23 protein-coding genes and 1 pseudogene are annotated in these 26,186 nt (G+C 44.5%); 8 read left to right on the top strand and 16 right to left on the bottom strand.

Annotation, left to right across the window (positions count from 1 at the left end; genetic code table 11):
• Positions 1 to 10: 10 nt before the first annotated feature.
• Positions 11 to 421, top strand: coding sequence for a hypothetical protein (locus tag QM738_RS20060; RefSeq protein WP_462278531.1), 411 nt, complete (start codon positions 11 to 13; stop codon positions 419 to 421).
• Positions 422 to 487: 66 nt separating this feature from the next.
• Here QM738_RS20060 and QM738_RS20065 read toward each other — a convergent pair whose 3' ends face one another.
• Genes QM738_RS20065 through QM738_RS20085 form a run of 5 tightly spaced genes read right to left on the bottom strand, consistent with a single transcriptional unit; the run spans position 488 to position 6,366 of the window.
• Positions 488 to 3,712: a type I restriction endonuclease subunit R gene (locus QM738_RS20065; protein ID WP_462278532.1), complete on the bottom strand. Its 3,225-nt coding sequence runs from the start codon at positions 3,710 to 3,712 to the stop codon at positions 488 to 490.
• 24 nt (positions 3,713 to 3,736) lie between these two features.
• Positions 3,737 to 4,711, bottom strand: a complete 975-nt coding sequence (locus tag QM738_RS20070; protein ID WP_462278533.1) for a ParA family protein — start codon at positions 4,709 to 4,711, stop codon at positions 3,737 to 3,739.
• Positions 4,708 to 5,910 carry an ATP-binding protein gene (locus QM738_RS20075; RefSeq protein ID WP_462278534.1) on the bottom strand — a complete coding sequence of 401 codons (1,203 nt, stop codon included), beginning with the start codon at positions 5,908 to 5,910 and terminating at the stop codon, positions 4,708 to 4,710. The genes QM738_RS20070 and QM738_RS20075 overlap by 4 nt, the downstream gene beginning before the upstream one ends.
• 52 nt (positions 5,911 to 5,962) lie before the next feature.
• Positions 5,963 to 6,148 carry a hypothetical protein gene (locus tag QM738_RS20080; RefSeq protein WP_462278535.1) on the bottom strand — a complete coding sequence of 62 codons (186 nt, stop codon included), beginning with the start codon at positions 6,146 to 6,148 and terminating at the stop codon, positions 5,963 to 5,965.
• Between the two features lie 32 nt (positions 6,149 to 6,180).
• The gene (locus QM738_RS20085) at positions 6,181 to 6,366 is read right to left on the bottom strand and encodes a hypothetical protein (RefSeq protein ID WP_462278536.1); all 186 of its coding nucleotides are present in this window, start codon (positions 6,364 to 6,366) and stop codon (positions 6,181 to 6,183) included.
• 179 nt (positions 6,367 to 6,545) lie between these two features.
• On the opposite strand from QM738_RS20085, the gene QM738_RS20090 reads away from it, so the two are divergent.
• On the top strand, positions 6,546 to 6,797 hold the full coding sequence (locus tag QM738_RS20090; RefSeq protein ID WP_462278537.1) for a SymE family type I addiction module toxin: 252 nt from the start codon (positions 6,546 to 6,548) through the stop codon (positions 6,795 to 6,797).
• On the opposite strand, the gene QM738_RS20095 is transcribed toward QM738_RS20090, so the two are convergent.
• The 3 genes from QM738_RS20095 to QM738_RS20105 all read right to left on the bottom strand — a co-directional run bounded on the left by QM738_RS20095 (position 6,798) and on the right by QM738_RS20105 (position 9,964).
• Entirely contained in the window at positions 6,798 to 8,030 is a 1,233-nt protein-coding gene (locus QM738_RS20095) for a restriction endonuclease subunit S (protein WP_462278538.1), read from the bottom strand.
• A gap of 189 nt (positions 8,031 to 8,219) precedes the next feature.
• On the bottom strand, positions 8,220 to 9,761 hold the full coding sequence (locus tag QM738_RS20100) for a type I restriction-modification system subunit M (RefSeq protein ID WP_462278539.1): 1,542 nt from the start codon (positions 9,759 to 9,761) through the stop codon (positions 8,220 to 8,222).
• A gap of 26 nt (positions 9,762 to 9,787) precedes the next feature.
• Entirely contained in the window at positions 9,788 to 9,964 is a 177-nt protein-coding gene (locus tag QM738_RS20105; RefSeq protein ID WP_462278540.1) for a hypothetical protein, read from the bottom strand.
• Positions 9,965 to 10,309: 345 nt separating this feature from the next.
• Between QM738_RS20105 and QM738_RS20110 the strand changes: the two genes are divergently transcribed.
• The 3 genes from QM738_RS20110 to QM738_RS20120 are packed head-to-tail and all read left to right on the top strand — an operon-like array spanning position 10,310 to position 12,465.
• The gene (locus tag QM738_RS20110; protein WP_462278541.1) at positions 10,310 to 10,837 is read left to right on the top strand and encodes a restriction endonuclease subunit S; all 528 of its coding nucleotides are present in this window, start codon (positions 10,310 to 10,312) and stop codon (positions 10,835 to 10,837) included.
• On the top strand, positions 10,834 to 12,186 hold the full coding sequence (locus tag QM738_RS20115; RefSeq protein ID WP_462278542.1) for an N-6 DNA methylase: 1,353 nt from the start codon (positions 10,834 to 10,836) through the stop codon (positions 12,184 to 12,186). Before QM738_RS20110 ends, QM738_RS20115 begins: the two co-directional genes overlap by 4 nt.
• A gap of 33 nt (positions 12,187 to 12,219) precedes the next feature.
• Positions 12,220 to 12,465 (top strand): hypothetical protein, encoded by a 246-nt coding sequence (locus tag QM738_RS20120; protein WP_462278543.1) that lies wholly within the window; start codon positions 12,220 to 12,222, stop codon positions 12,463 to 12,465.
• A 465-nt stretch (positions 12,466 to 12,930) separates the two neighbouring features.
• On the opposite strand, the gene QM738_RS20125 is transcribed toward QM738_RS20120, so the two are convergent.
• From QM738_RS20125 to gyrA, 3 genes are read right to left on the bottom strand one after another with little or no spacing between them, the layout of a single operon-like run.
• A complete protein-coding gene (locus QM738_RS20125) occupies positions 12,931 to 13,347 on the bottom strand; it encodes a hypothetical protein (RefSeq protein WP_462278544.1) in 417 nt (138 codons plus the stop codon).
• Positions 13,348 to 13,404: 57 nt separating this feature from the next.
• Positions 13,405 to 14,577 carry a hypothetical protein gene (locus QM738_RS20130; protein ID WP_462278545.1) on the bottom strand — a complete coding sequence of 391 codons (1,173 nt, stop codon included), beginning with the start codon at positions 14,575 to 14,577 and terminating at the stop codon, positions 13,405 to 13,407.
• Positions 14,578 to 17,190, bottom strand: a complete 2,613-nt coding sequence (gyrA, locus tag QM738_RS20135) for a DNA gyrase subunit A (protein ID WP_462278546.1) — start codon at positions 17,188 to 17,190, stop codon at positions 14,578 to 14,580.
• A gap of 208 nt (positions 17,191 to 17,398) precedes the next feature.
• On the opposite strand from gyrA, the gene QM738_RS20140 reads away from it, so the two are divergent.
• A complete protein-coding gene (locus QM738_RS20140) occupies positions 17,399 to 18,736 on the top strand; it encodes a saccharopine dehydrogenase C-terminal domain-containing protein (protein ID WP_462278547.1) in 1,338 nt (445 codons plus the stop codon).
• A gap of 9 nt (positions 18,737 to 18,745) precedes the next feature.
• Here the strand turns inward: QM738_RS20140 and QM738_RS20145 are convergent, their stop codons facing one another.
• The 5 genes from QM738_RS20145 to QM738_RS20165 all read right to left on the bottom strand — a co-directional run bounded on the left by QM738_RS20145 (position 18,746) and on the right by QM738_RS20165 (position 23,682).
• A complete protein-coding gene (locus tag QM738_RS20145) occupies positions 18,746 to 19,786 on the bottom strand; it encodes a hypothetical protein (protein WP_462278548.1) in 1,041 nt (346 codons plus the stop codon).
• Between the two features lie 82 nt (positions 19,787 to 19,868).
• The gene (locus QM738_RS20150; RefSeq protein ID WP_462278549.1) at positions 19,869 to 20,564 is read right to left on the bottom strand and encodes an SIR2 family NAD-dependent protein deacylase; all 696 of its coding nucleotides are present in this window, start codon (positions 20,562 to 20,564) and stop codon (positions 19,869 to 19,871) included.
• A 20-nt stretch (positions 20,565 to 20,584) separates the two neighbouring features.
• On the bottom strand, positions 20,585 to 21,499 hold the full coding sequence (locus tag QM738_RS20155) for a DUF4349 domain-containing protein (protein WP_462278550.1): 915 nt from the start codon (positions 21,497 to 21,499) through the stop codon (positions 20,585 to 20,587).
• Between the two features lie 87 nt (positions 21,500 to 21,586).
• Complete coding sequence (locus QM738_RS20160; protein WP_462278551.1) at positions 21,587 to 23,170, bottom strand: vWA domain-containing protein; 1,584 nt, start codon at positions 23,168 to 23,170, stop codon at positions 21,587 to 21,589.
• Positions 23,171 to 23,271: 101 nt separating this feature from the next.
• Positions 23,272 to 23,682 carry an EVE domain-containing protein gene (locus tag QM738_RS20165; protein WP_462278552.1) on the bottom strand — a complete coding sequence of 137 codons (411 nt, stop codon included), beginning with the start codon at positions 23,680 to 23,682 and terminating at the stop codon, positions 23,272 to 23,274.
• Positions 23,683 to 23,939: 257 nt separating this feature from the next.
• On the opposite strand from QM738_RS20165, the pseudogene QM738_RS20170 reads away from it, so the two are divergent.
• Together QM738_RS20170 and QM738_RS20175 are read left to right on the top strand one after the other, a co-directional pair.
• Positions 23,940 to 25,160, top strand: a pseudogene (locus QM738_RS20170) (DUF4331 family protein).
• 125 nt (positions 25,161 to 25,285) lie between these two features.
• On the top strand, positions 25,286 to 25,975 hold the full coding sequence (locus tag QM738_RS20175) for a HupE/UreJ family protein (RefSeq protein WP_462278553.1): 690 nt from the start codon (positions 25,286 to 25,288) through the stop codon (positions 25,973 to 25,975).
• Positions 25,976 to 26,186 lie beyond the last annotated feature (211 nt).

Below are 26,186 nucleotides of genomic sequence, written 5' to 3' on the forward strand. Positions count from 1 at the left end.
CAATCTGCATATGGGAGCTATTACAAAGTCTAAGTTGTGTAAAATATATGGAATCAGTTATAAAACACTTGCAAAGAGATTACAGCCAATTGCTGCAGAAATTCATTATAGTTCTCAGGTATATTTCAGTCCGAAGCAGGTTAGCATGATCAAGGAATGTCTTGGAGATTTTGACATGAAGTATATTACAAGGAAAGAACTTAAAAGTTTGATAGGAGTTAGTTATAAAACACTTGCTTTATGGCTTAATGCAAAAGGTAACCGGTATAAAAACAAGCGTTATTTTACACCAAAAGAATTTTCCGAGATAGCAGAATATATCGGAGTACCTACAACATATATAATAGAGGCAAATGGTAAGTCTTATTTTAAAAAATACTCGTTGTATAAGAATAAAGACTACGAGGTAGAGTATTTATAATTGTTGAACAGCTAATGAAAATTTCGCTGATATAAATTAAATAGACAGGTGCTAAAATGAATATACTTACAAAGTTGTCAACTCATTCGCAATCATTTCCGCCTGCTTCAATACCGTTTCCGTAGCCAGCATCTGCATATCAGGTGGATAGCCAAACTGGCGAAGAATGCGCTTTACAGCAACTTTCAGCTTAGCTTTTACACTTTCCTTGATGGTCCAGTCGATGGTTGCGTTTTGACGGATGGTTTCGGTGAGTACTACGGCGAGTTCGCGTAGTTTATCGTGCTGCATTAGTTGGCGGGCACTGTCGTTGTTGGCTACTGCGGTGTAGAAAGCATACTCATAATCGCTAAGGTTCATTTGTTGTGCTTCATTGTCTATTTGTACAATGTCTTTGCTCAGCTTAATGAGTTCATCTATTACTTCGGCGGCTGTGAGTATTTTGTTGTGGTATTTTTTGATGGACTGTTCCAACATCTCCATCAATGTTTTGCTTTTTACCAGGTTCTTCTTTGCCCAGGCTTTTATTTCATCGTTCAGCAGTTTTTTCAATACTTCCAATGCCACATTCTTGTGCTCCATACCTTTCAGTTCCATCAGGAAGTCTTCAGATAAGATAGAAATATCTGGTTTCTTAATTCCTGCTGCATCGAATACATCGATCACCTGTTCAGACACCAATGCTTTATCAATTACCTGCCGGATGGTGGTTTCTATTTCCTCATCCGTACGGCCGGATCCGGTGCTGTCGAATTTTGCCAGACGGGCTTTCACAGCCTGGAAGAAAGCCACTTCATCTTTGGCATCCATAGCCTGATCGTGTGGGATGGCTATGGCGAAGGCCTGGCTTAATGCTGTTACTTCATTAATATAGCGTTTCTTGCCATCGTCCAATCCCAAAATATGCTCTTCGGCGGCGAGTATGAGTGATAGTTTGCGGGATGTATCAGCCTCGAAAAAATCTTCGTAAGCGAAACCTTCATACATCTGAGATATGACTTCTATTTTTTCCAGCATCAGTTGTACAGCCTGCTCCTGCAATACTGTTGGATCACCTTTACCACCTGCATCGGCATAGAAGGAAAGCGCTTTTTTAAGATCGGATGCAATGCCCAGGTAGTCTACAATCAGGCCGCCGGGTTTGTCTTTATACACCCGGTTTACTCTTGCGATTGCCTGCATCAGGTTGTGACCCTTCATAGGTTTATCGATGTAGAGTGTATGCATGCTGGGCGCATCAAAGCCGGTCAGCCACATGTCCCTTACAATCACGAGCTTCAGTTCATCATCTGGGTCTTTCATGCGGTCGGCCAGTTTGCGGCGCTGCTCTTTGGTGGTATGATGTTTTGATATAGCCGCTCCATCCGAAGATGCAGCAGTCATCACTATTTTTATTACACCTTTGTTGAGTTCGTTGGAATGCCATTCGGGCCTTAGTTTGATGATGGCCTCGTATAACTCAGCCGCTATTCGACGGCTCATGGCTACAATCATGCCCTTGCCTTCAAATACGGTCTGGCGTTGCTCAAAATGGTTTACTATATCGTTGGCAATATTAGCAATGCGCTTGCCGCTGCCTATCAAAGCTTCCAACTGTGTCCATTTGGCTTTGGCTTTTTGTGTATTGGTCAGGTCTTCCTGGTCCAGCTCATCGTCCAGTTCTTCTACCAGTTGCTTGCCTTCTTCGCTCAGGTTTACTTTGGCCAGGCGGCTTTCGTAAAATATGCGCACGGTAGCGCCATCTTCCACAGCCTGCGCTATGTCGTAAATATCTACATAGTTGCCGAATACAGCAGGCGTGTTTACATCTGTGTTCTCAATAGGTGTACCCGTAAAACCCAGGTAGGTGGCATTGGGCAGGGCATCACGCATGTATTTGGCAAAACCATACACAATTTTTTGCCCGGTTACATTGCCTTTATAATCTTTTACATCCTGTGTTTTGGCTTTTAGCCCGTATTGGGTGCGGTGTGCTTCATCGGCTATTACCACTATATTTTTTCGTTGCGAAAGCAATTCGTACACGTTGCCTTCTTCGGGCTGAAACTTTTGAATGGTAGTAAACACTACACCGCCCGAGGCTACACGCAGCAATTCTTTCAGGTGGTTGCGGTCTTCGGCCTGCACGGGTTCCTGTCGCAGCAGTTGCTTGGAAGCTGCGAAGGTATCGAAGAGCTGATCGTCGAGATCGTTGCGATCGGTGATGACCAGTATGGTAGGATTGTTCATGGCCAGCACAATTTTGCCGGTGTAGAATACCATAGACAGCGATTTGCCGCTGCCCTGCGTATGCCATACCACGCCGCCTTTGCGGTCGCCAATGGGTTGGGATTTTACACTGGCTATACCATAGTGTGCAGGATCTTCTTCAACAACAGGCAGTGATTCTTCTTCTGCGTCAAGACCAGCTGCACGAATGGTGGAAGCTACGGCACGATTTACTGCGTAATACTGGTGATAGGCCGCCAGCTTTTTTACCGTAGCTATGCTGGTAACGCCGGTTACAGGATCTTCTTTTTTCGATTTTTCAAAAACAATAAAGTGCCTTATTAGGTCTATCAATGTTTCTTTATTGAGCATGCCCTGTATCAGCGTTTCCAACTGGCTGATGAGGTGCGATGCTTCTGCTTTGCCGTCGGCGCTTTTCCAGGCCATATAGCGGCTAAGCCCTGCCGATAGTGAGCCGGTACGGGCTTCCAGCCCATCGGATATAACCACAAAACTGTTGTAGGTAAACAGGGTTGGGATGATGCTTTTGTAAGTATCTACCTGCTTGTGTGCCGAGCGGATGCTGGCGTTTTCATCGGCTGCATTTTTTAGCTCCATCAGCACCAGTGGTATGCCGTTTACAAACAGCAGCACATCGGGGCGCTTGTTGTGCCCGTTTTCTATAATGGTGTACTGGTTTACTACCAGGAACTCGTTGTTGTGCGAATTGCTGAAATCGATGAGCCATACCCGGTCGCCACGTTCTTCGCCGTCTTTTTGTTTGGTAACGGGTATGCCTTCGGTAAGCAGGCGGTGAAAGGTTTCGTTGTTGGCAATGAGCTCGGGCGAGGCTATGCGTTGTATTTCGCGAATGGCTTCTTCCTGCGCATCGGCATCTATGTGCGGATTGATCTTGCGCACAGCTTGGCGTAAGCGATCAATCAACAATACCTGCTCAAAGCTGCTGCGCTCGGGTGTTTCGCTATCGGGGGCTATATCGGGGCCGTAGATGTATTCGTAACCCAGCGCTTCGAGGCGCTCGATGGTGAGGAGTTCGATATGATTTTCGGAAATGTGGGTCATGAAACAAAAGAGTTACGATAGAATTTAAGGGCACCTATTGAGCATTTTTAGTGTCAAAATTGCGAACTCATCGTAGCTTGCCTTCACGGCATACACATGGGCACCTATTGCTCCGTCACCCGGTTTTAACAGAAAAATGGGTTTGTGAACTTCCATCGACATAGGAGCCAGGCTTCGGAAATGCTTTAGTAATGCTATACAGTTACTATCACTGTCAACCGATATTGTTTCAATATTTGAATCATTTAACACAAACTCTTTAAAGAAACCAGGTATCCTGTTTGCCCATTTCAAATATGCTTTTACAGGGCGACTTTCTTTAGCAGAATACTGCATCACAATATATCCTGCAGCGCTGGTATTATTTTCGGGTATTTGTATGGTTAGATTTTGTGGCTTCAGATCTTTTCGCTGATTCCATTGTCTTTTCCATTGATTGAGGGTAGTACCTAAGTTTTTAATACCCTGAAGGGAGAACAGATCAGAAGCAACCGGCATAATAATGTAGTCTGAACTGATTGTAACAGCTCTGTTAATAGCGCCGAGGTTTGGGCCAACATCAATCAGCACAATCTCTGCATCAAACCGTTGGGCTGCTTCGTCAATAATTGTTTTAAAAATGCTGGTAACTTTAAAAGAATAGATTTCACTATTCAGGCATTTTAACCATGCATCGCTTAATGTATCCTCAAACGTAGATAAAGCCAGGTTCCCCAATATTAAACCTAAACTGGAGTTGATGTTTTCGATATGAACGGGAACAGCCTGATCTCCATTAACAATAGGAATAATGGCATCTAAAACAGTAACAGGCGAACTGCTTTCATACACTTCTTCTAACCTTTCATCAGTTAAAAACATGGAGGTCAGGTTCGACTGCGGGTCTAAATCAACTGCAATGGTTTTTATTCCCATTTCAGACAGCATCCACGCTACATGATAAACGGTTGTTGTTTTTCCTACGCCTCCTTTATTGTTAAAAAAAGTAATTGTTCTCATTGCCAGTGCTGGTTTATGGGGATCGTAACCTTGAATTTGGTAGTTAATGATAAATCGAAATCCGGTTCTCCATTTCCACTTCTTACCAATTCATCTTTTGCTCTTTTCACCCCATAATTAAAGCGGTTAACGTATCCCAGCGTTTTCATAGCTTCTGCCAACACTACATTTCTATAGTCGCTGGCATTAGGAAAGTTTTGCGGCGTAGCCTCACCGTACAACCCACCTGGGTTTATGATTTCGATACGATCTGAAAATTCATAGATGTAAATGGGCGCATTCGATTCATAATTTCTATGCATTACAGCATTCATCGCTAGTTCTCTTAAAGCCCAATAAGGATAATTGCGGATGGTTTCTTCCTGAAACGAATCTTTAATTTTTACAGGCCTATCTTTAATGATGTTACTTTTAATAAACTCGTCTAACGACTGTAATTCTGTTATCAGCGCTCCCGAAAACTTTTTTTCAAATTCCACATCACTCGTCATTTCTTTATCCGAAAACTTGATGTACTGAATATAAGCACCGGGCAGATAAAATTCAGGATTGAGACCAAAAACAAGAATACCTGCATTGGTAGGGCAGTTTTCCCTTGTATCATAAAATCGCAGAGAAGCTAATTGTTCTTCAGTACTTCTACCATTTTCTGCTAAAGTTTCTTTATCTATTGCATAGGGTAAATAACTCAATTTAAAATGCTCAATACTTAAATCATCCAATTTAGCGCCTAAGGCAGGTACCAAATCATAAGTTTTGGCAAACGAAGCTCTCCGCTCGGTCAGCATGCGCTCTTCTTCCAAGGTTGCACGACTTCTTCGCGGGCCTATTCTTATCCAGCACCGTCCATCAAACCTTACCGGAGGATATGTAGAAGGATTAACTTGTATAACAACCACCTGGCCCTGGGGAAAATTAAAAACAGGACTTACCACGATGGAAGGCTGGGGTAATATGTTGCCATTGCTTTTTATATTTCCAATGTTCTGCAATTGTTCATCTGTCCATGTCATGCCCGCCAATGTACCATCATCTTTTACTCCTAAAAGAATATAGCCGGCATGCTTGTGATTGGGAAAATCGTTGGAGTATGCACAAACCGCAGGCCCCAGTTTATCTTCCCTGATAGAAACAGTTCGCTCTATCCAGTCGCTCTCCATATCGGCAATCAATTCCTGTACTTTAGCCTCAGTAATCATCTTTGGTTATGTTGTGATTTTTTAAAATTTCCGAATCGGGCACAAAGTTACTTTACTTCCCCTTCACCAGCACCTCCAACCTCGCCATCATGTCATCCTTTTCTTTGAGCATGCGCTCGTACAGGGCTATCTTTTCTTCGTGTAGCTGTAGCAGTTTGTCGATGGGGTGGAAGGTGCAGGAATCGTTACGCTGATAACCGATTGCTCCATTATCAATTGTATTTGCAATCACATTCACGGCTTGTTCTTCATCAAAATTCTGAAATGCTTCTACGGGTATTTTGAGGCTGCTGATATTTGCGATAAAAGGGGTGTGTCTATGCTTTCTTTGGCTTCGAGCAGGGATATTTTTTTCTGGTTCCACTCGTCGCCCAGCTCAAAGGCCAGCGCCTCCTGCTTTATGCCCAGCATTTCCCTGAATCGCTTCACGTTGCGGCCTTCGTGTATTTTTTGCATAGTGTATGACTTATTAATTATAATAATGACAAATGTAACGGTTTTGCTGTGAATATTTTATGCCCGCCGGCAAGGATAATTTACCGGCTTACACTGCCTGAAATATACGGGGCTCAACTGGTTTATGCCTTGCCTAATTGGGTGCTTTGTGCTAACAAAAAAACGCAAAATCTACCATCATGGCAACTATTGAAAACGTACCTACCCACACGCCCACCAGGCAACTCACCATCTGCAACAAATACTTTGCCCGGCAGGGGGTGTATAACGGATCTTCGCACGTGGTGTTCCCCACCATTAACCTGTGCGGCAAGTGGCTGCAGGATATGGGCTTTGAAGGCGGGCAGGTGATAACCATTGAATGCCGCCACCGCCAACTGATCATCCGCACGGATGGCACCCGCAAGTATGGCAACAATAGCGAACGATAATTAATCGGCCGCTACCCGTACTTCGCCGCTCATGAGCTTGGGCAGCAGTGTGTCTCGCAGGGTGGTGAGGGTGCGGATTTGGTTGTTATTATTTTTTATTTTATCGAACCATTTGTCAGTAATATTTCCATATTTCACAAGAAGTTCTTTAGGTGGAATTGATATCTTAATATCGTCAATATCAGATTTTCCTAAATGAATTACAGTTGTTCCAACTTTTGTATTTTCATAATAATGTAAATGAGGTTTCATAATAGAAAAAACATAGAACTTAGGTACATAATCATATTTTGGAACAAATTTACAAGCCCTCTGATTCAAAACTGATTTGACGCCAGACCAAATATAGAGTCTGAATTCGCCATCCATTCCGGCAACTAAATCACCGTTATGAATGATAAATTTGTCATCACATTCTTCGTCAGTATAAATGTTTGAATAACCATCTTTTAAATCCCTAATCCTAATTAGAGGTAAACCTTTTTGTTCTTCATTGAAATATTTTGATTTAAACGGAAATCCGTAAACTACATCAATGAAATTATAAATATTACCGTCTTCCCATTCTTCCTTTGCTTCCTCTACAAACGATTGCCGGAACAAGGTTTCTGCCATTTTTTCAAGTGTAGCATTCTGGTGGTGTAGCAGGTCTATTTTATCGTCGAGGCTGCTGAGGATAGAGGCTATTGTTTTTTGGTCTATTATGGGTGGCAATAATATTGGAAGTTCTCTTTGTGCCGTTATTCCAACATATGCACGTGTTGACCCACTGTTTCCATGATTCTCAAGGATAGCTTGAAATGAAGGACAATCAAAAAAATACTTTAAAAAGTATCGATCTAACTTATTTTCTTTTTTAATCCGATAATATGTTACCTGTGGGGTAAGCATAATAAAAGGCGTATCAATTTTGCCAACAATTGCTGTTCTTCCTAATGATGCTTTGTGTGTCAATAAAACATCACCTTGTATAGAAAACCCCTTTTGTAATGTTCTGGCTAGCTTTTCACTAATAAAAGAACAATTAGTTATGTCAAGTTTACCATTATTAATATCAGAAGCCATTACAAATGGAATTCCAGTTGTAATAAAATCGCTTCCTTTGGGATGGATATTACCGTGATTGCCGTCCATAGGTTTCTCAAGGATGTTTTGTTCAACAAGATCCCCTACAGTTACAGTTTCCCAGTTATCAGGAACGAGCCCAAATTCAGTTTCTTTCCATTCACTCATAGCCATTCATTTTTAAGTGTTTCGCCCTGCGTGAGGGATAGTAAGGGTGCGACGTAAGGAAGCAGTGCGCAGCACCGTAGCGAAGCGAAGCCCTGCATAGCCCGACCCCTTGAAGCAGAAAGCTGCGTGGGTATGTGCGCCGGGGCTTTCGCTTCATGGGGGCACGCCCAAATAATGATATCAACTACACTACGCATCTATCTTAATTTTTAGCAGGTTGGCGGCAATGGTTTTGTTAAGCTGTGTTTCTTCTTGTAGCTGTGCATCGAGCTGGGCCTTTAGTGCGGTAAAGCGTTCGGCAAAGTTAAAATCGTCTTCCTCGTCGGGCAGGCCCACGTAGCGGCCGGGGGTAAGCACATAATCGAGCGCCTGCACCTTGCTGATGGGGGCCGAGGCGCAAAAGCCAGGCACATCGGCATAGTGGCCATCGGGGTTGCGCCACTGGTGGTAGGTGTTGGCTATGTGCAGTATATCGGCTTCGGATAGCTCGCGGGTGCGCCGGTTGATGAGGTGGCCCAGGTTGCGGGCATCTATAAAAAGTATTTCGCCGCTGCGGTTGCGGTACTTGCCATTTTTGCGGTTGCGGGCCATAAACCACAGGGCGGCGGGTATTTGGGTATTGAGGAAGAGCTTGGCGGGCAGGTTTACAATGCAGTCGATAAGGCCGGCTTCTACCAGGGCCTTGCGTATGTCGCCCTCGCCGCTGGTTTTGGAGGTAAGGGCGCCCTTGGCCAGCACCACGCCTGCCTGCCCGCTGGGGGCCAGGTGGTAGATGAAATGCTGCAGCCAGCCAAAGTTGGCATTGCCCACGGGTGGGGTGCCGTATTGCCAGCGGCCATCGCTACGCAGCAGCTCGCCGCCCCAGTCGCTTACGTTGAAGGGTGGGTTGGCAATGATATAATCGGCCTTGAGGTCGCGGTGGGCATCGTTGAGGAAGGATCCTTCGCTGTTCCACTTTACCTGTGTGCTGTCGATGCCGCGGATGGCGAGGTTCATTTTGGCGAGGCGCCAGGTGGTTTGGTTGCTCTCTTGCCCGTAGATGGATATGTCGTTGATTTTGCCGCGGTGGTCTTCTACAAATTTTTCGCTTTGTACAAACATGCCGCCCGATCCGCAGCAGGGGTCGAACACACGGCCTTTGTAGGGCTCCAGCATTTCTACCAATAGCTCTACTACGCTGCGTGGGGTGTAGAACTGTCCGCCCTTTTTGCCTTCGGCCAGGGCAAACTCGCCGAGGAAGTATTCGAACACATGGCCCAGCACGTCGGCACTGCGGCTTTTTACATCGCCGAGGGCTATGTTGCCTACCAGGTCTATGAGTTCGCCGAGGCTGGTGGGGTCGAGGTTTTGGCGGGCAAATACTTTGGGCAGTACGCCTTTTAGCTGGTTGTTTTCCCGCTCTATGGCGTCCATGGCATCGTCAACTATTTTGCCGATGGTGCTTTGCTTGGCGCTGTTGCGCAGAAAGGTCCAGCGGGCGGATGGGGGCACAAAGAATATGTTGTCGGCCTTGTATTCGTCGCGGTCTTCGGGGTCGGCGCCCTGGGCTGCTTCGGCCTGTAGTTTGGCGTATTGCTCTTCGAAGGCGTCGGATATGTATTTTAAGAAAATGAGGCCGAGTACGATGTGTTTGTATTCGGCAGCGTCTATGTTTTTACGCAGCTTGTCGGCGGCTTTCCATAGCTGCTTTTCGAGGGGCTCTTCGGTGGGGGATTTTTTTTGTTTGGCCATTGGGGGAGTGTGAAAGGGATAATAATTTATTCAGCGGGTTTGAGTTCAGCTAACAGCACGGTCATCATATTTTGGCTCATTGCTTCATAACTTCCGTTGCCTATAGTTGCATATTGCCCTTTAATAGAAAAAATAACGAGCACTCCATACTGACTGTCTTTTTCTGCATCCTTAAAACGAACCCTGTCATTTTGCTTTAGCATATAATAAAATATTGTTGAGAGTAGTAATTTGTTAGGGTGGCAAATTTAAGTTTTTCAGTGGGTAAAAGGGTAGTGAATGGTCGCCAATCTTCAAATTACCTATCAATTACTTTAATCAGCTAATGTACATTAATTTAAGCGGTCGCTATTTATTTAATTCTTAGTTTTTATATATCATCACAAGGCAGGAAATGTGGCGCTAGAGGTGGTAAAATATTTTTCTCCATTATTGCATGGAGATTTTGTTTGTTGGCGTCTCCTTTTTATTTTTGCATCATGAATAAAGGTTACATTTTATTGTCAGACTGTTGCTATATCAGAACTGGGCAAACCTTTAAAGGCGCAATGGAGGGCTATACTAAAGGAACAATAGGTGTGTTGCAGCCCCGCGATTTGCCGGATGCCGATAATGTAGCTCCGGAAGCAGATATGCTGCACCTGGCTGATTGGGAAATACCGCATTTGCAAAAACACTTGCTTAAAGATGGGGAGCTGGCAGTGATGAACAAGGGCACCCGCTTGCCGGTGTTTCTATATAAGCCTGAGTATGGACCAATGGTCGCCACTTCGGCCTTTTATGTGCTGACCCTGAAACCGTATCTGCTGCCCCAGTATATGCAGTGGTACTTGAAACAACCTGTAGCCCGTAATTATTTTATGGCCAATCTTAAAGGTAGTGTCATTCCCTCTGTTACCAAAGCAGTGCTGGGTGGCTTGCCGGTGCCGGTGCTGAGCCTTGCCGATCAGCAACATCTTTGCTCCTTTGATGCAGCTATTGCGGCAGAAGAAAAGCTGATGCAGCATTTAATAAAAGCGAGGGCGGAATTTGCCAACAGCTATTGTGAGGAATATATTCAAAATCACATACAATGAAAGCGCATATCAAAGACCTGCTTCATAAGTTAACCGGTTACTACCAGCGCTATGGTCGCAGGCCTGAAAGTCTTTATGATCTGTTGCTTTCGCTGATGATGTGGGAGCTTGTTTCGGTTAGAGAAGAAGCCAAAGGCAATGGTTTAAAAAACACGGATCCAGGGATGGCGTACCAGAACGTAATGCGTCGCAGTGTAACGCCAAAAGCAATAGCAACAGCTTTGCGAGGCTGTGAAAAACAATATTCAGCTTTGCTAAAAGGGTTGATGCTGACTGATAAAGAAAACCTGGATAATCTGCCAGATGAACTATGGCGATTTACCTCCGATACATGGATTTACTTTCGCAACCGGCATGGAGATAAACAGGTGTTGATAGATGTGGCTGATTACCTCGAAACCCAGGTAGCCGACCCCAGGAGTGAAGCCGGGCATCTTACGCCTAAGGCAGTAGTGAACGCTATGGTGCAGTACCTCGTGGTAGAGGATGGCACATCTGTATACGATCCTTATCCACGAACGGGTAATATGCTGGCTGCCGTTGCCGAAAAAATAAATAGTGCAAGGATAAAAGGTATGCTTCCTGCAGAGAGGCTTACGCAGAAAATAATGCTGCTTCGTTTTTTATTGCTTGGAAAAGCCGAAGAATTATTAATTGACTGCGTTAATAACGAAACTAAAATGGATAGGGCGCAGGAGTTTGATTATATCATCAGCAATCCACCATTTGGTACCAGGAATACTGCAGATCCTGCTTTACCAGGTGTTATAACCGGTAACTGGTTGCGGATGGCCCAAGGCTCTAACCGGCTGGATGTTGGTTTTATTTGTCATATACTCAGCAGCCTTTCGAAAAAAGGAAAAGCTGCAGTAATAGTGCCTGTAATATACCTGTCGTCGCACAATACGGTAGTGGAAGCACTGGTGAAAGAAATAGTGGATATGAACTTGCTGGATATGGTGGTAAAACTACCCGGCGATTTGTTTGCCAATACTAAAATTGCCTCTGCTATATTGTTTTTCAGCAAGTCGAGGAAAGACAATCAGCCAGTATATTTTATGGATGCGGCTGTTGATCAAAAAGGGAAGCAGTTTTTTGATGCAGAAAGCAAACTGGGCGAATGGATTGATCAGATTAAAACCAATACTGCGGATGAGGATATTTGGAGCACTTCTGTCAGTATTATTAAGCAGAACCAATACCTGCTGCAACCAGAGCAGTACAAGCAAGTAAGGGAACTAAAAGAGGAACTAAAAACAGCGCAGCAATTGTGGGAAGCATGTGAGGAGCTGGAGCAGCAATTAATACAGTCACGTCAGGTTATAAAGCAGTTTATCAATCAGCAATAACTTACCCGTTTGCTAAGCATACACCATATTACCATGGCAAAACGAAAAAAACATATTCCCAAGCCGCCGCCAACAAAACCAGAGCGTTGCTATTACCAAAATGGCAAACGAACATTTAGCGGTACGGCTAAGGACGTAGCACGGTATGCTTTTCGTGATCAGTATTTGCAATGGGTGATGCTGGGGGTAATAGTTGTTTTGCTGGTGCTTTCCCTTTTGCTGGATATTCCTTTGTATCTGACTACAGGGCTTGCTTTCCTGAAAAAATGTGTTGTATAACCATCCTTTCTATTTACCCGGGGCAAGCGACGCAGGAGCGCCGACATAATATTAAATTATAGGACAAAGACTGAAAAATGTACATTATTGATATTCAACTAATTGCCTTAGTGCGATTGGCGCTTTTATCCTATAATTAATATTATGTTAAATAGCCGCTGCACCTGAAACCAAGCTTTACCTCCAATGCCAGCTCTGATCAAAAATCATTGAGCAACTCATTGCCCATTTAATTAGGCTCAAAACAGCTCGCCTGTCACAAATAACAATCAACTCCTATCTGGTGAACCTATGAAAATTACACCCGCTGTAATAAATGATTATTAAAACAAAGAATACGATCAGGATGATGAGCATCCTCGGAGTCCTTTCGTTTTTGTCTTTGGGCATAGCTGGTGTTTTAATAAGTAAGGATAAGTTGATACCGTTTTTTAGATTGATTGAGGGCGATGCTTTGTGGCCCGGTTATAACAAATAGTTGAGTATATCTTTTGCATTTGCAAGCAGTGCACCGCCAATAGCACTGCTGACCCCGATGATCCATTTCCTTTTGGAATCTTTGATCTGCAGTTGCAATAACTGCAGTTGCAGATCTTTGTAAACGCCATTTTCGGCTATATATTGGGCTGCTGCCTGCAGAAATTCGCTGGCCATGCTTAATTCCTTTTGTAATTCCGGCTCGCTTTTATCCCTGGTATCAAGTTGTTTAAATGATTGGTATATATTTGAATGCTCCCCGAGGAATAGCCGCATGTAATCTGCTGCAATATTAAATGTTGATTGGAATGCCTGACCTTTTTGAACGATCGAATTATAGTGCATTAAAAGGTTGATGGCTTTTTCTTTTTCCTTGTCTTTATATTTTATGACAGTTGCTGCCATACGGGTGTAGTTTGTACCAATATACAAACCCTTCTTATAAATTCAAATAGCCATCGATCATCCTTTCAATACCCGGTTATTACGTGCCAGCAGTTTCAACGCCTCTTTATAAGTATTACTGTTGGTTTTACTATAATCGCTTATCAGCTTCTGCAGATGGCTATTTGATAGCTGTAGCAATTTTCGCCGGCTGGTTTTATTATCCCTGGCCTGGTTGATATACACTTTGGCAATGAGCAGCCGGGCTTCGGCGGCGTTGTTGTTGGTGCCTAATGACTGTAGCAATAAGTAATCTAACAGTCCGCCGAGCAATTGCTTTTGCAAGGCCGCCCGATTTGGTACGGTTTGGCCGCTTGTGTACAGGTAATTGTATACATCTTGCAGGTATTGCCATTGGTATTGTTTGGATGGTTGTGTTTGGTAGGTGGCCAACAATTTTGGATAATCCTTTTGCTTGCGGTACCAGTCAAGGGTTACCAGGGTAAAATACACATCGTTAGTAAAATGCTGGCGGCCCTGCTCCACATATTTAAAAAATGCGGCGCCCTCCTGCTTTTGTTTATAGTAATATACCAGCCAGTGATAAATGGTTTCCACATCATTTGCCACGCTGGTTTTATACACGCCTGCATCTGCAATTTTTTTTGAGTAGATCAGTGCATCTTCTTCTTTTCCAGCCGATATGGCTGCTTTAGCAGTGTAATAAATATTGCTGGTATCGGGCATATTCATCCCCCAGCCCTTGCCGTATATATAGGCGCTTACCAGGCCGGCTTTTTTAAATCTTTGCAGGGCTTCGCTGTACTGGTTCCGGTCGTTGCTTTCGGTGGCGGCGTTGTAATAGGTCAGCGCTTCGTTGGTGTAGCCATAGTACAGGTCGTTGGGCATGGCATAGTCCGTGGGCTTTAACTGCGCTTCTACATAGGCCGGTCCCAGCTTTTCTGCCTGCTGCAGGCTTTGCCAGGCTTCCATACGGGCATCGGCCAGCAGGTATTGGTACTCCGGTGAGCGGGCTATGCTGTTGCAGATCATGGCTTTTAACAGCCAGCCTTCGGCACTGGTACGGTGCTGCAGCAAAAAACTATCCACTGCCTGCCGGGCATGCGCAAGACTGTTCTGCTGCCACAAGCCCCTGATGGCTTCAATGGTTTGCGCCCTTGCATACCCTATAAAACAAAAAAAGCCAATAATGATTATTATTGACTTTTTATGTAAGTTATTCCTTGTCATTTACTGGTTATCAGTTGATTCAGTATTGTCTGTATTATCTGTTCCTGGCGCATCAGTGTCTGCTTCCGGTGCTGTGGTGCCTGCTTCTGCATTACCATTTTCACCGGTTTCTTCTTCCTGTTCGTCCAGTTGGGTGATGGCTGCAATAGCGTCGCCCTCGTCAACCCGTATCAGTTTTACCCCCTGGGTGGCACGTCCCTGCTTGCTTACGCTGGCCACACTCATGCGGATGGTGATACCGCTTACGCAGGTTATCATCAGGTCTTCTTTTTCGGTTACATCCAGCAGGCCTACCAGTCCGCCCGTTTTATCGGTCACGTTAATGGTCTTTACACCTTTACCACCACGGTTGGTCACGCGGTAGTTGGCTTCGCCCTCGCCATCATCCAGCGGGGTGCGTTTGCCATAGCCTTTTTCGCTTACCACCAGTATGGTCTTGGTTTTATCTTCCCTATTTACGCATACCAGCCCAACCACTTCATCATTTTCATCGTCTACTTCAATGCCCGCTACGCCAATACCACCACGGCCGGTGCTGCGCACTTTTTCTTCGGAAAAGCGTATGGCCCGGCCACTTTTTACCGCCATCATTATTTCGCAGTTGCCATCCGTTAGTCTAGCTGCCAGTAACTGGTCGCCTTCCAGGATGGTTATTGCATTGATACCACTCTGGCGCGGACGGCTGAAATCTTCCAGGTCGGTCTTTTTAATGATACCTTTTTTGGTACACAATACTATATAGTGGCCTTTTACGTAGGTCTCATCTTTAAAGTCCTTCACATCTATGATGGCCCTTACTTTATCATCCGGCGGTATCTGCACCAGGTTCTGTATCGCTCTTCCCTTGCTGGTCTTATCTCCTTCAGGAATTTGATATACCGGCAACCAGAAGCACCTTCCTTTTTCGGTAAAGAATAATAAGGTATGGTGGGTGCTGGCCACAAACAGGTGTTCGATATAATCTTCCTGGCGGGTGCTGCTGCCCTTGGCCCCGCGGCCGCCACGGCGCTGCTGACGGTACTCCGTAGCCGATGTGCGCTTGATATAGCCTAAGTGAGAGATGGTTACCACCACGTCTTCTTCTTCTATCAGGTCCAGCATACCGATCTCATCGTCCAGGTAAGTGATCTCTGTTTTGCGTTCGTCGCCGAATTTCTGTTTTACTTCGGCCAGTTCGTTCTTGATGATCTCGAAACGCAAGCCTTCGTTGGCCAGTATCTCTTTCAACCTTTCTATCAGTTTCATTATTTCGGCATGTTCTTCGCGGATCTTATCGATCTCCATACCGGTAAGGCGCTGCAAACGCAGTTCCAGTACTGCTTTGGCCTGTATCTCCGTCATACCGAAGTTGCTGATCAATCCTTCCTGCGCTATGGCCGGTGTGGATGATTCGCGGATGAGTTTGATCACGGCGTCCAGGTTGTCCAGCGCTATGATATAACCTTCCAGTATATGCGCTCTTTCTTCTGCCTTACGCAGTTCGTAGCGGGTGCGGCGCACCACCACTTCGTGGCGGAAGTCGATGAATTCTTTGATCAGGTCTTTCAGGTTCAGTATCCTTGGCCTGCCCCTTACAATGGCTACGTTGTTGATACCATAAGATGTCTGCAGATCTGTTTGTTTGTACAACTGGTTGATGACCACCTGTGCCACTGCATCTTTCTTCAGGTCCACCACTATACGGGTTCCCTCCTTGTTACTTTCGTTGTTTACATCGCTGATGCCTTCTATCAGTTTTTCGTTGATCAGCTCTCCTATTTTTGCGGTCAGCTGATCGCGGTTTACCTGGTAAGGTGTTTCGTAGATCACTACTTTTTCGCGGCCGTTCTTGCCGGTTTCCACATTTACTTTACCACGCAGCACCACACGGCCACGGCCGGTATGCAGGGCTGCACGTACGCCTTCAAATCCATAGATCACGCCCCCGGTTGGAAAGTCGGGTGCCTTTACATGCTTGATAAGATCTTCGATAGAAATTTCTTTATCGTCGATATAAGCTGTACAGGCGTCGATCACTTCGCTCAGGTTGTGCGGCATCATATTAGTGGCCATACCCACGGCTATACCGCTGGCGCCGTTCACCAGCAATTGCGGTATACGTGTAGGCAGCACCGTTGGTTCCTGTAAGGAATCATCGAAGTTGAGCTGGAAATCCACGGTTTCTTTTTCTATATCATCCAGCATGGCTTCGGCAAATTTTTCCATACGCACCTCGGTGTAACGCATAGCTGCCGGCGGGTCGCCATCGGGACTACCAAAGTTACCCTGGCCATCCACCAGTGTGTAGCGCATATTCCAGTCCTGCGCCATACGCACCATGGTATCGTAAATGGACGCATCGCCGTGCGGATGGTATTTACCCATTACCTCACCCACGATACGGGCCGATTTTTTATAAGGTTTGTTGCTGTTGTTGCCCAGTTCGTTCATGCCATACAGTACGCGGCGGTGAACGGGTTTAAAACCATCTCTTACATCCGGCAGGGCACGGCCTACGATCACGCTCATGCTGTAATCGATGTAAGAAGTTTTCATTTGTTCCTCGATATTTACAGGGATTATTTTGCCCCTGTTGTTGAGGTTACCATCTTTTAATTCTTCGTTATTTTCCATATATTTTTTGCCCCGTTGAACGGGTTGGCGAAAGTAACGATTTTAAGGCGTTTTTCCTTGTAAAATGCGGTGTTGAGGGCCCTTATTTTTACACATTTAACAACCAATTGTGGACAAGCTATTTTAATTGAAAAACCGGGCTTTTTTGGCGCAAAAAAGTACCGCTTTTCTGCAAGCATAAATAGCCTAAATTGCAAAAAAATCAGGCTTGAAAAAGATACTATTGTTTGGTGCGGGAAAATCTGCCACCGTTTTGATCGATTATTTGCTGCAGGAAGCTGCAGTAGCGGGCTGGCAGGTGCTGATAGCGGATGCGGATAAGAACCAGGTGCTGGCCAAGATCAACAATTCGCCTTTTGCCACTGCGGTGCAGGTGGATATTACCAAGAGCGAACAAAGGGCCGAACTGGTGCAGCAGGCTGATATTGTAATTTCGATGATGCCCCCTGCCCTGCATTTTTTGGTGGCGCAGGATTGCGTTGCTTATGGCAAAAGTCTTTTAACTGCTTCGTACGTAGATGACCAGATCCGAAATCTACAATCTGAAATCGAAAATAAAAACATTCTTTTCCTCTGCGAAATGGGCCTGGACCCCGGTATCGATCATATGAGCGCTATGGAAATGATCGATGGTATTAAGGCCAAGGGTGGTACCATTACTTCGTTTAAAAGCCATTGTGGTGGCCTGGTGTCGCCGGATAGTGATAATAATCCCTGGCATTATAAGATCAGCTGGAACCCCCGTAATATTATTTTGGCGGGCAGCGCCGGTGCGGTGTATAAGGAACAGGAGGCCGTTTTAGAAAAAGAATATTACACGGTTTTTGAAAATGCTGAAACGGTGCAGTTCCCGGGGTTGGGTGAGCTGGCCTGGTACCCCAACAGGGATTCGCTGGGCTATATCCCTTTGTACCAATTGCAGGATGCGGAAACTTTTATACGCACCACGCTGCGCTACCCTGCTTTTTGCCGTGGCTGGGATTATATTGTGAACCTTGGGTTGACCGATACCGATGACCATGATAATATTATGGATTGCGAAACCTATGCCGACTGGCTGGAAAGAAAACTGTACCTGGTTGAGAACAGGGAAATGGAGCTGGAAGAATATATTTCTTTATATGTGCCGGAAGAGTTTGAAGAAGAGCTGAAAACGCAGTTTGAGTTTTTGGGTTTATCTGCCAATATTAAATTACCAAAGGCGGCGCAATGCTCGGCTGATATTTTACAATTTACTGCCGAAGCCAAACTGGCGATGCAGCCGCAGGATAAGGATATGATCGTGATGTTGCATGAGATCGAATACACAATTGAAGGTTCAAAGTTGAAGGTTGAAAGTTGGCTGCGTGTAGACGGTACTGATAGTTTGCGGACGGCGATGGCTAAAACGGTGGGTTTGCCGCTGGGTATTGCCACGAAATTAATTTTGAACGGCACTATTGCCCTTACCGGTTTGCAGATACCTACCAGCAAGGCCATTTATGAACCGGTGCTGCAGGAGTTGCGGATGGCAGGCATTAGTTTTACAGAGAGCAGCCGGCAGTAATTACAATAGCTACTGTGTTACATATAAGGCGTTGATCTCGTTTTGCTGGGCTGCATTTGCTGCGGGATATTCGTAGGAGCGCCCATTCTTCCATAGTACCGCTTTATTGCCCCCATAATCGTTGGGTATGGCACCTACGGCGTACATATCCTGCCCGAGAACAAAAATATTGTTGATGTATCCTGTATTGTCGAAACCGAATAGCGTGTTGTTCTTCCATACACGTGCGGTGTAACGGCCTGTTCCATTGTCTATATTACCTGCTACGTATACGCTGGTGCCCGATACGGCCAATGCCCTTACTTCTGCATCGGTGGTATTATTTTCCAGCAAAGTTGGGGTTCCATTTTTCCAAAGCGTGGGCGCCAGTTTTTTGTTATCGTTGATGGCTAGGCCGGTGATATATACATCATTACCGGAAACATATACGGATACTGCGTTGGATTGTTTATCGGAGATCTTTGTCATTACACCATTCTTCCACAGTACGGCGGTTTGTTTAATTTTTACGTTTACAAAATCTACTTCCATAATGCTACCCACTACATATACATCATTGCCCTGCACAAACAATCCATTGGCGTAGGATGCCAATGAATCGGAAGTTAATTTTTGCACTGCGCCGTTCTTCCATACTGCTGCCCGGCTTTCAAAATTACCTGAGGCGTATACATCATTGCCGGAAAGATATAATGCCCTTACAGTGTTATCTGCATTGCTGCTGATATCGGTAAGATAAAGCGGTATTCCATTTTTCCAGATGGTGGCCACTTCTTTAAAACCTCCGCTGCCGCCTTTTACTTCGCTGCCGCCCACGTATACATCATTATTGCCCGATACTGCAATGGAGGTTACGTAAGCCGTATTGTTTACATCGGATATAATAGTGGGTACGCCATTCTTCCATACACAGGCGAGTTTTTTGCTGCCGTTAAAAATAGTACCTGCCGCATACACGGTGGCATTGGAATATGGATTGGTATCTATGCTGATCGTTTTTTTGCAGCTGAATAGTAATGCTGCAAGGATAAGTGTATAAATAGTTTTCATTATGGCGGTTTGCTCCCTGCAAAGATATTGGCTTACAGGTAAGCAAAAAAAATGCTAACTGTTAATTAATCCACAATCACAGTTATATTGCAGCCAGCATTTTCCGCAGCTCCTCCACTCCTGCTGTGGCGGGCTTTTCTATTAAATGCAGGTTGGGATAATTGTTTACTGCCGGTATTTTTTTATCGATGATGAATTTGGGCAGATGGGCCGGTGCATAATGCAGCAGCGATGCCGCAGGATATACCTGTAAGGATGTACCCACCACTACAAAATAATCGCAGCTGTCCATCAGCAACACTGCTTCTTCCATCATGGGCACGGCTTCCTCAAACCATACTATATTGGGCCGCAATTGAAATCCGTCGGGTGCCAGGTCGCCCAGCTGGATATCGCCCCTTATTTCATAGATCGTCCTGGTATCTGCAACACTGCGCATGGTGAATATTTCGCCATGCAGGTGCAATACATTGGTGCTGCCGCCGCGTTCGTGCAGGTCGTCGATATTTTGTGTTACAATGGTTACGTTGAAATCTTTTTCCAGTTCAGCCAGGCCTTTATGCGCTGCATTGGGTACTGCTGCTGCTACATCCCTTCTGCGCTGGTTATAAAAATCCAGTACCAGTTGTGGATCTTTTTTAAAGGCCCGTGGAGTGGCTACATCTTCTACATTATAACCCATCCACAGGCCATCGCCATCGCGAAAAGTTTTTAGCCCGCTTTCGGCACTGATACCGGCGCCGGAAAGCACCACGATATGTTTTTTATTTTGAGCCAAGTGTTTTATTTTTTACAAATTTAACCCGCCGGTGTATTGATCACGGGTTTCCTGGCAGGTTTAATTTTTTTCCAGCCCCAATACAGTGCAATGATGATGAGGAGTAAGGGCCATATTGCAATGAGACCTATAAAGAGGTCGGCTATCCAGCCGGCGCCGGCTTTAAAGGCATTGCCTACCCTTGTAAAAAATGAGGGTGCTGTATCAACCGGTTTATAACCCGGCAATGGTTGAGAGAAAGTAAGGTTGATGGTACTGTAGGCTGCCTGGTGCGACAGGAATTCCACCCGGCCTGCTGCTGATTCAATTTCTTCCTGTATACTGTTCACTTCGGATTGTACCTGTAATACTTCTTCCATGTTTTTGGATTGCTTTAAAAATTCCAGGTATTTTAACCGTACCTGTTTTTTTGCTTCCAGTCTTGACTTTGTATCCACCATTTCTCCTGTTACATCTTCGGTGTTGATCCTTCTTTCCAATACTTTTATATCGCCGCCCGGCAATTGGTTCATCATAGCTTCAAATTGTTCTACGGGTACTTTTATTGCAATAACCGTCTCCGATTTTTCGTCAGTAAGATTTTGTTGTTCGCTTGCTATATAACCGCCGAATTGCTTCACCGTTTTATGTATGTTATCATTGTAGGTTTTAAAATCCTTTACTTCCAGGTTCAGCGTTGCCGTCTTTATTATTTTTTTATCCCAGTCGGGATTGGCCGCAGGCTTTGCAGCTGTTGCTACCGTTCCGGAATCTGTAGCCGTTTGTAAAGTACCAATGGGTACCTGGGGTTCTTTTTTGCTTTTTTCATCCTGGTCCTTTACAGTGGTCATTTGAGCCTCCTGCATATCCATTGTTGTATTTTTCGACTCCGGCTTTTTATTGTTGCAGGAAATAAATGTGATGATGCAAATTGCAATGGTCAGTTTTGTTTTCATATAATGCGTTTAATATTATGAGATGCTGATCGAAATAAAATGCATAAGCCAGGTTTGTTGCAGCCTGCTGATGCAGTGCCTTACCTGTTATTTTTTTGCTACTGATAATGCAGCTGCTGCCTGCACCAATTGAATGAATTCATCGCGGTAGCCATTGCTGTCTTTTCCTTTTGCGATAGAAGCCCAGCCTATCACATCTTCGTAACTGCTGTTTTGTTTGTAGGTGGAGTTTCTTAACAGCATTCCAAATGATGCCACAGATGCAGCAAAGCGGAAATCGGCTGAAGCTTCTTCAAATGCTGTATTGCTTTCGGGTACCGGTGTTACCATTAATTTACTTTCGTTGCCGGTGGGTGTTTTATAACGCAGTTTGATCGTGAGCATTTCGTTACCGAAATCGTTTACCACTGTTGCCGGCCGCTGGTATTTCAGGCTATCGGTGGCAGTGGTGAATTCATCTTTTATGCCCACCGGTATTATTTCGTACAGGGCAGTTACGGTATGGCCTGCACCCAGTTCCCCGGCATCTTTTTTATCATCATTAAAATCTTCCTGCTGCAGCATGCGGTTTTCGTATCCTATCAACCGGTAAGCCTGCACTTTTGCGGGATTGAATTCCACCTGTATCTTCACATCTTTTGCAATGGTAAAGAGTGTGCTGCCAAATTCATTCACGAGTACTTTTTTTGCTTCATTGATATTATCTATATAAGCATGATTGCCGTTGCCTTTATCGGCCAGCTGCCGCATTTTGTTATCTTTATAATCCCCCATTCCAAAACCGAGTACGGTTAAAAAGATATTGCTTTTTCTTTCTGCTTCTATCAATGTTACCAGTTCATCATCGCTGCTGGTGCCTACGTTAAAATCGCCATCGGTGGCCAGTATGACCCTGTTATTGCCGTTGGGTATAAAATTTTCTTTGGCAATTTCATAAGCCAGTTGTATACCTGCTGCGCCTGCGGTGGAACCTCCCGCTTCCAGGTTATCGATGGCTTGTTTGATCTTTATTTTGTTATTGCCGCTGGTGGATGGCAACACCAATCCTGCTGCACCTGCATACACCACAATGGCCACTTTATCATGCTCTCTTAATTGATTGATGAGTAATTTCATAGAGGATTGCACCAGGGGTAATTTATTGGGTTCGCTCATAGAGCCGGATACATCAATTAAAAACACCAGGTTGGCCGGTGGCAATTCGGTGTTATCGATCTCCTTGCCTTTTAATCCTACCTGCAGCAGGCGGTGTTTTTCATTCCATGGACAAACAGCTGTTTCGGTATGCACGGCAAAGGGATCGCCATTTACCGGCGGCGCATAACCGTAATCAAAATAATTGATCATTTCTTCCAGCCGTACTGCACCCTTGGGTGGTATGGCCCCGTTTTGTATATAGCGCCGCACATTGCTGTAGGCTGCCTGGTCCACATCGATAGAGAATGTAGAGAGCGGATTTTCTTTGGCTTTTAAAAAACCGTTCTCCACTATGGTACTATAATCTTCGGTATTGGCTGGTTGTTCTTCTATAGTATTTTTTTGGGAATCTAAGGCATCCACTTTTCGTGTTAAGTGATCGACTTCACCAGATGATTGTTGGGTACCGTTATGACAGGACGCAAGGATGAGCAACAGGAGTACACTCCTGTAAAAGGGTTTTAGGACCGACATAAAATTGCTTTTTGATTTTGATTAATAGAATACAGGATGCATCCTTTGCATAATGCAAAAAACAATGAATAAGTAACCCGTTAAAATTGTTAAAGTGATTTTTATTTTTCTCCCGCCAGTTCCATGATCATTTTCCACTCGTCGTCTTTTACGGTCTGTACGCTCAGCCTGCCCAGGCGAACGAGGTCCATATCAGCAAAGCGTTTGTCTTTTTTCAATACGTCGAGCGGTACGGACTTTTTTAGTTTGCGTACGGGTTTTATATCTACGGCTACCCAGCGGTCGTCATCAATGGTGGGATCCTGGTAGGCTTCTTTTGAAACTTTTGCAATGGCTACTATCTCCACCCCTTCGTTGCTGTGGTAAAATAATACTTCGTCGCCTTTTTTCATGGCCCTTAAATTAATGCGTGCTGCATAATTACGTACGCCGCTCCAAACGGTTTCTTTTTCTTTTACCAGTTGATCCCAGCTGTATACGGAAGGTTCTGATTTTACTAACCAATACGACATTGCAATGAATAATTAATAATGAATAATTGATACTTAATGGTGGAAATGTTTTTCAAAAATAGGGATATATTTTATGTGTGCAAACATATTTAAAGCACTGTGTAATCAAGATGCAGTTGTAGCGGGGAAAATTGTACACAGAAAAATAAAACTGGAAAAAACAATCTTTAGTAAAACCGGAATGCTTCTTCTCCCGTAAGTGTTACTGTTGCCTTGCCGGCAATTATCTTAATCAATTCATCAAAAAACTATTAACAATGAAACGTAAAAAACTTTTGCTCACAACATTAGTGGGAGCTTTGATTGTTACTGGTGGAATTATCTATGCTGCCGACCATATTGATACTCCTGCCGTAACGAACCAGCCTTCGGATATTACAGATATGTATGTTTTCCGGGCTGCTGACCCCAACAACCTGGTATTTGTAGCTAATACACAGGGCTTATTGACTCCTGCTGCTTCTGCCACTGCTAAATTTGACGAGAACACCGTACTGGAATTCAATATTGATAAAACAGGCGACAATATTGAAGACCTCGTGATACAATGTAAATATGATGCCGCCAGCAATAAAATGCAGGTATACGGTCCCGTTATGCCTTCTGCCACCGGCACCAAGAGTAAACTGGAAGGCAACCTAACTGCCGAAGTAGCTGTTACCCCTTACAGTTCTGCTGCTGTTACTGCTACCGGCAGCACCGGTATAAAAGTATTTGCAGGGCCACGTGATGATCCTTTCTATTTTGACCTGAATAAATACAAAGCCATTCTTGCGGGTACTGCCACAGGTTTTGCCAACCCAGGTACGGATACTTTTGCAGGTACCAATGTAATGAGCGTGGTGCTGGAAGTACCTAAAACATTGATCGGTGCTACCGGTACTATCAATGTATGGCTGGAAACCAAAAAGAAAATCTAATCAATCATCTTACTAAATCAACATACAATGAAATCGATCATAAAATTATTGACCGTCATATTTGCAGGGAGCGTTTTGATCACCTCGTGCAAAAAGAGCGATGATATGCCTGCCACTGTTTATTATGACCAACAGGACCAGTTTGGAAGGCCCGCCATTAATACCGTTTTTGTTACAGCCGCAGCTGATAAAGATGCATTCAATGTTACTGCCCCTTCGGCAATGAGTGCAGCCTTCCAGGCAAAATTCCAAACAAGATTACTGGCTTTAAACCCGGGTTATACCACCAATGCACTGGGTTTGAATGCCGCAACATTTACCGGTGTTCTTTCAGCAGATGTGCTGAATGTATCCACCACAGGTACCACTAAATTCTTTACCTCCACCACTGATTATTTAACCGGCAGGGGTTTAGCGGATGATGTAATTGACAATGAATTGACATTGATATTCGGCGGTTCCACCGGTGGCAGCAATCCCACTTTAACAAGTGACCATGTGGATGCCAATGATAAAGCTTTTTTAGGGGCCTTCCCCTATCTTGCCACTCCTTGGTAAGCATACACTGATCTTGGTTATAATTGCAGGGACCGGAAATTTGTTTCCGGTTTTTGCTTTTATAACAATTCACGCAATCCTTTTTAATTTTGCTTTCGTACATTACAATACTTAAACAATCAATCATGAAACCGGAGCGTCAACAATTGCACCTGAAAATGCTGGGTTGTCTTTTGCTTTGCTTCCTGTTTTCGCAAAGGGTATTTGCGCATGATAGTGTGACCGACCTGGAGAACATGAGTAAAACAGATGCCGCTGTTTTATATCTGCAGCTGGGTTACCAGCATATCCTTCCGCTGGGTTTAGATCATATTTTATTTGTACTGAGTTTATTTTTACTGAATCCGCAATTGAAACCTGTGCTATGGCAGGCCACTGCTTTTACGGTAGCGCATACTGTTACACTGGGTTTATCGATGTACAAGATCATCAAACCGCCTTCCAGTATTGTTGAGCCGCTGATCGCTTTATCCATTTTATATGTTGCGCTGGAGAATATCTTTTCCAATAAATTAAAGGCCACCCGTATCGGTGTTGTTTTTTTATTCGGGTTAATTCATGGAATGGGATTTGCAAGTGCTTTAGGGCAACTGGGATTGCCGAAGAATGCCTACTTTACTTCTTTACTGATGTTTAACCTGGGTGTGGAGCTGGGGCAGATCACGGTGATACTGGCGGCGTATTTGTTGCTGGGCAGGTGGTTTGGTAAAAAACCTTATTACAGGAGGTATATTGTTATACCTTTATCCACAATAATATGTGTTGTTGCAGCGTTTTGGTTAGTGCAGCGGATATTTTTTACGGCTGCGCCATAAACTTTTTCTTTTTTACTTACTAACCCAATCAAATAAAAAGTGCATCAGTGATGATGCACTTTTACTTTTTTGTACTATTGGTTTTAAGGGCCTTTCGCCGCCGTCTTGCTTTCAGCCAACGGCGTATGCCACTTTATCATGGTTTTATATTTGATTGTTACATTTCCCTTGTCGAAGTATTGTTCTTTTTTGCTTCTCCAAAAAAGAACCA

Source organism: Ferruginibacter sp. (assembly GCF_049840995.1).
Taxonomy (GTDB): Bacteria; Bacteroidota; Bacteroidia; order Chitinophagales; family Chitinophagaceae; genus Ferruginibacter.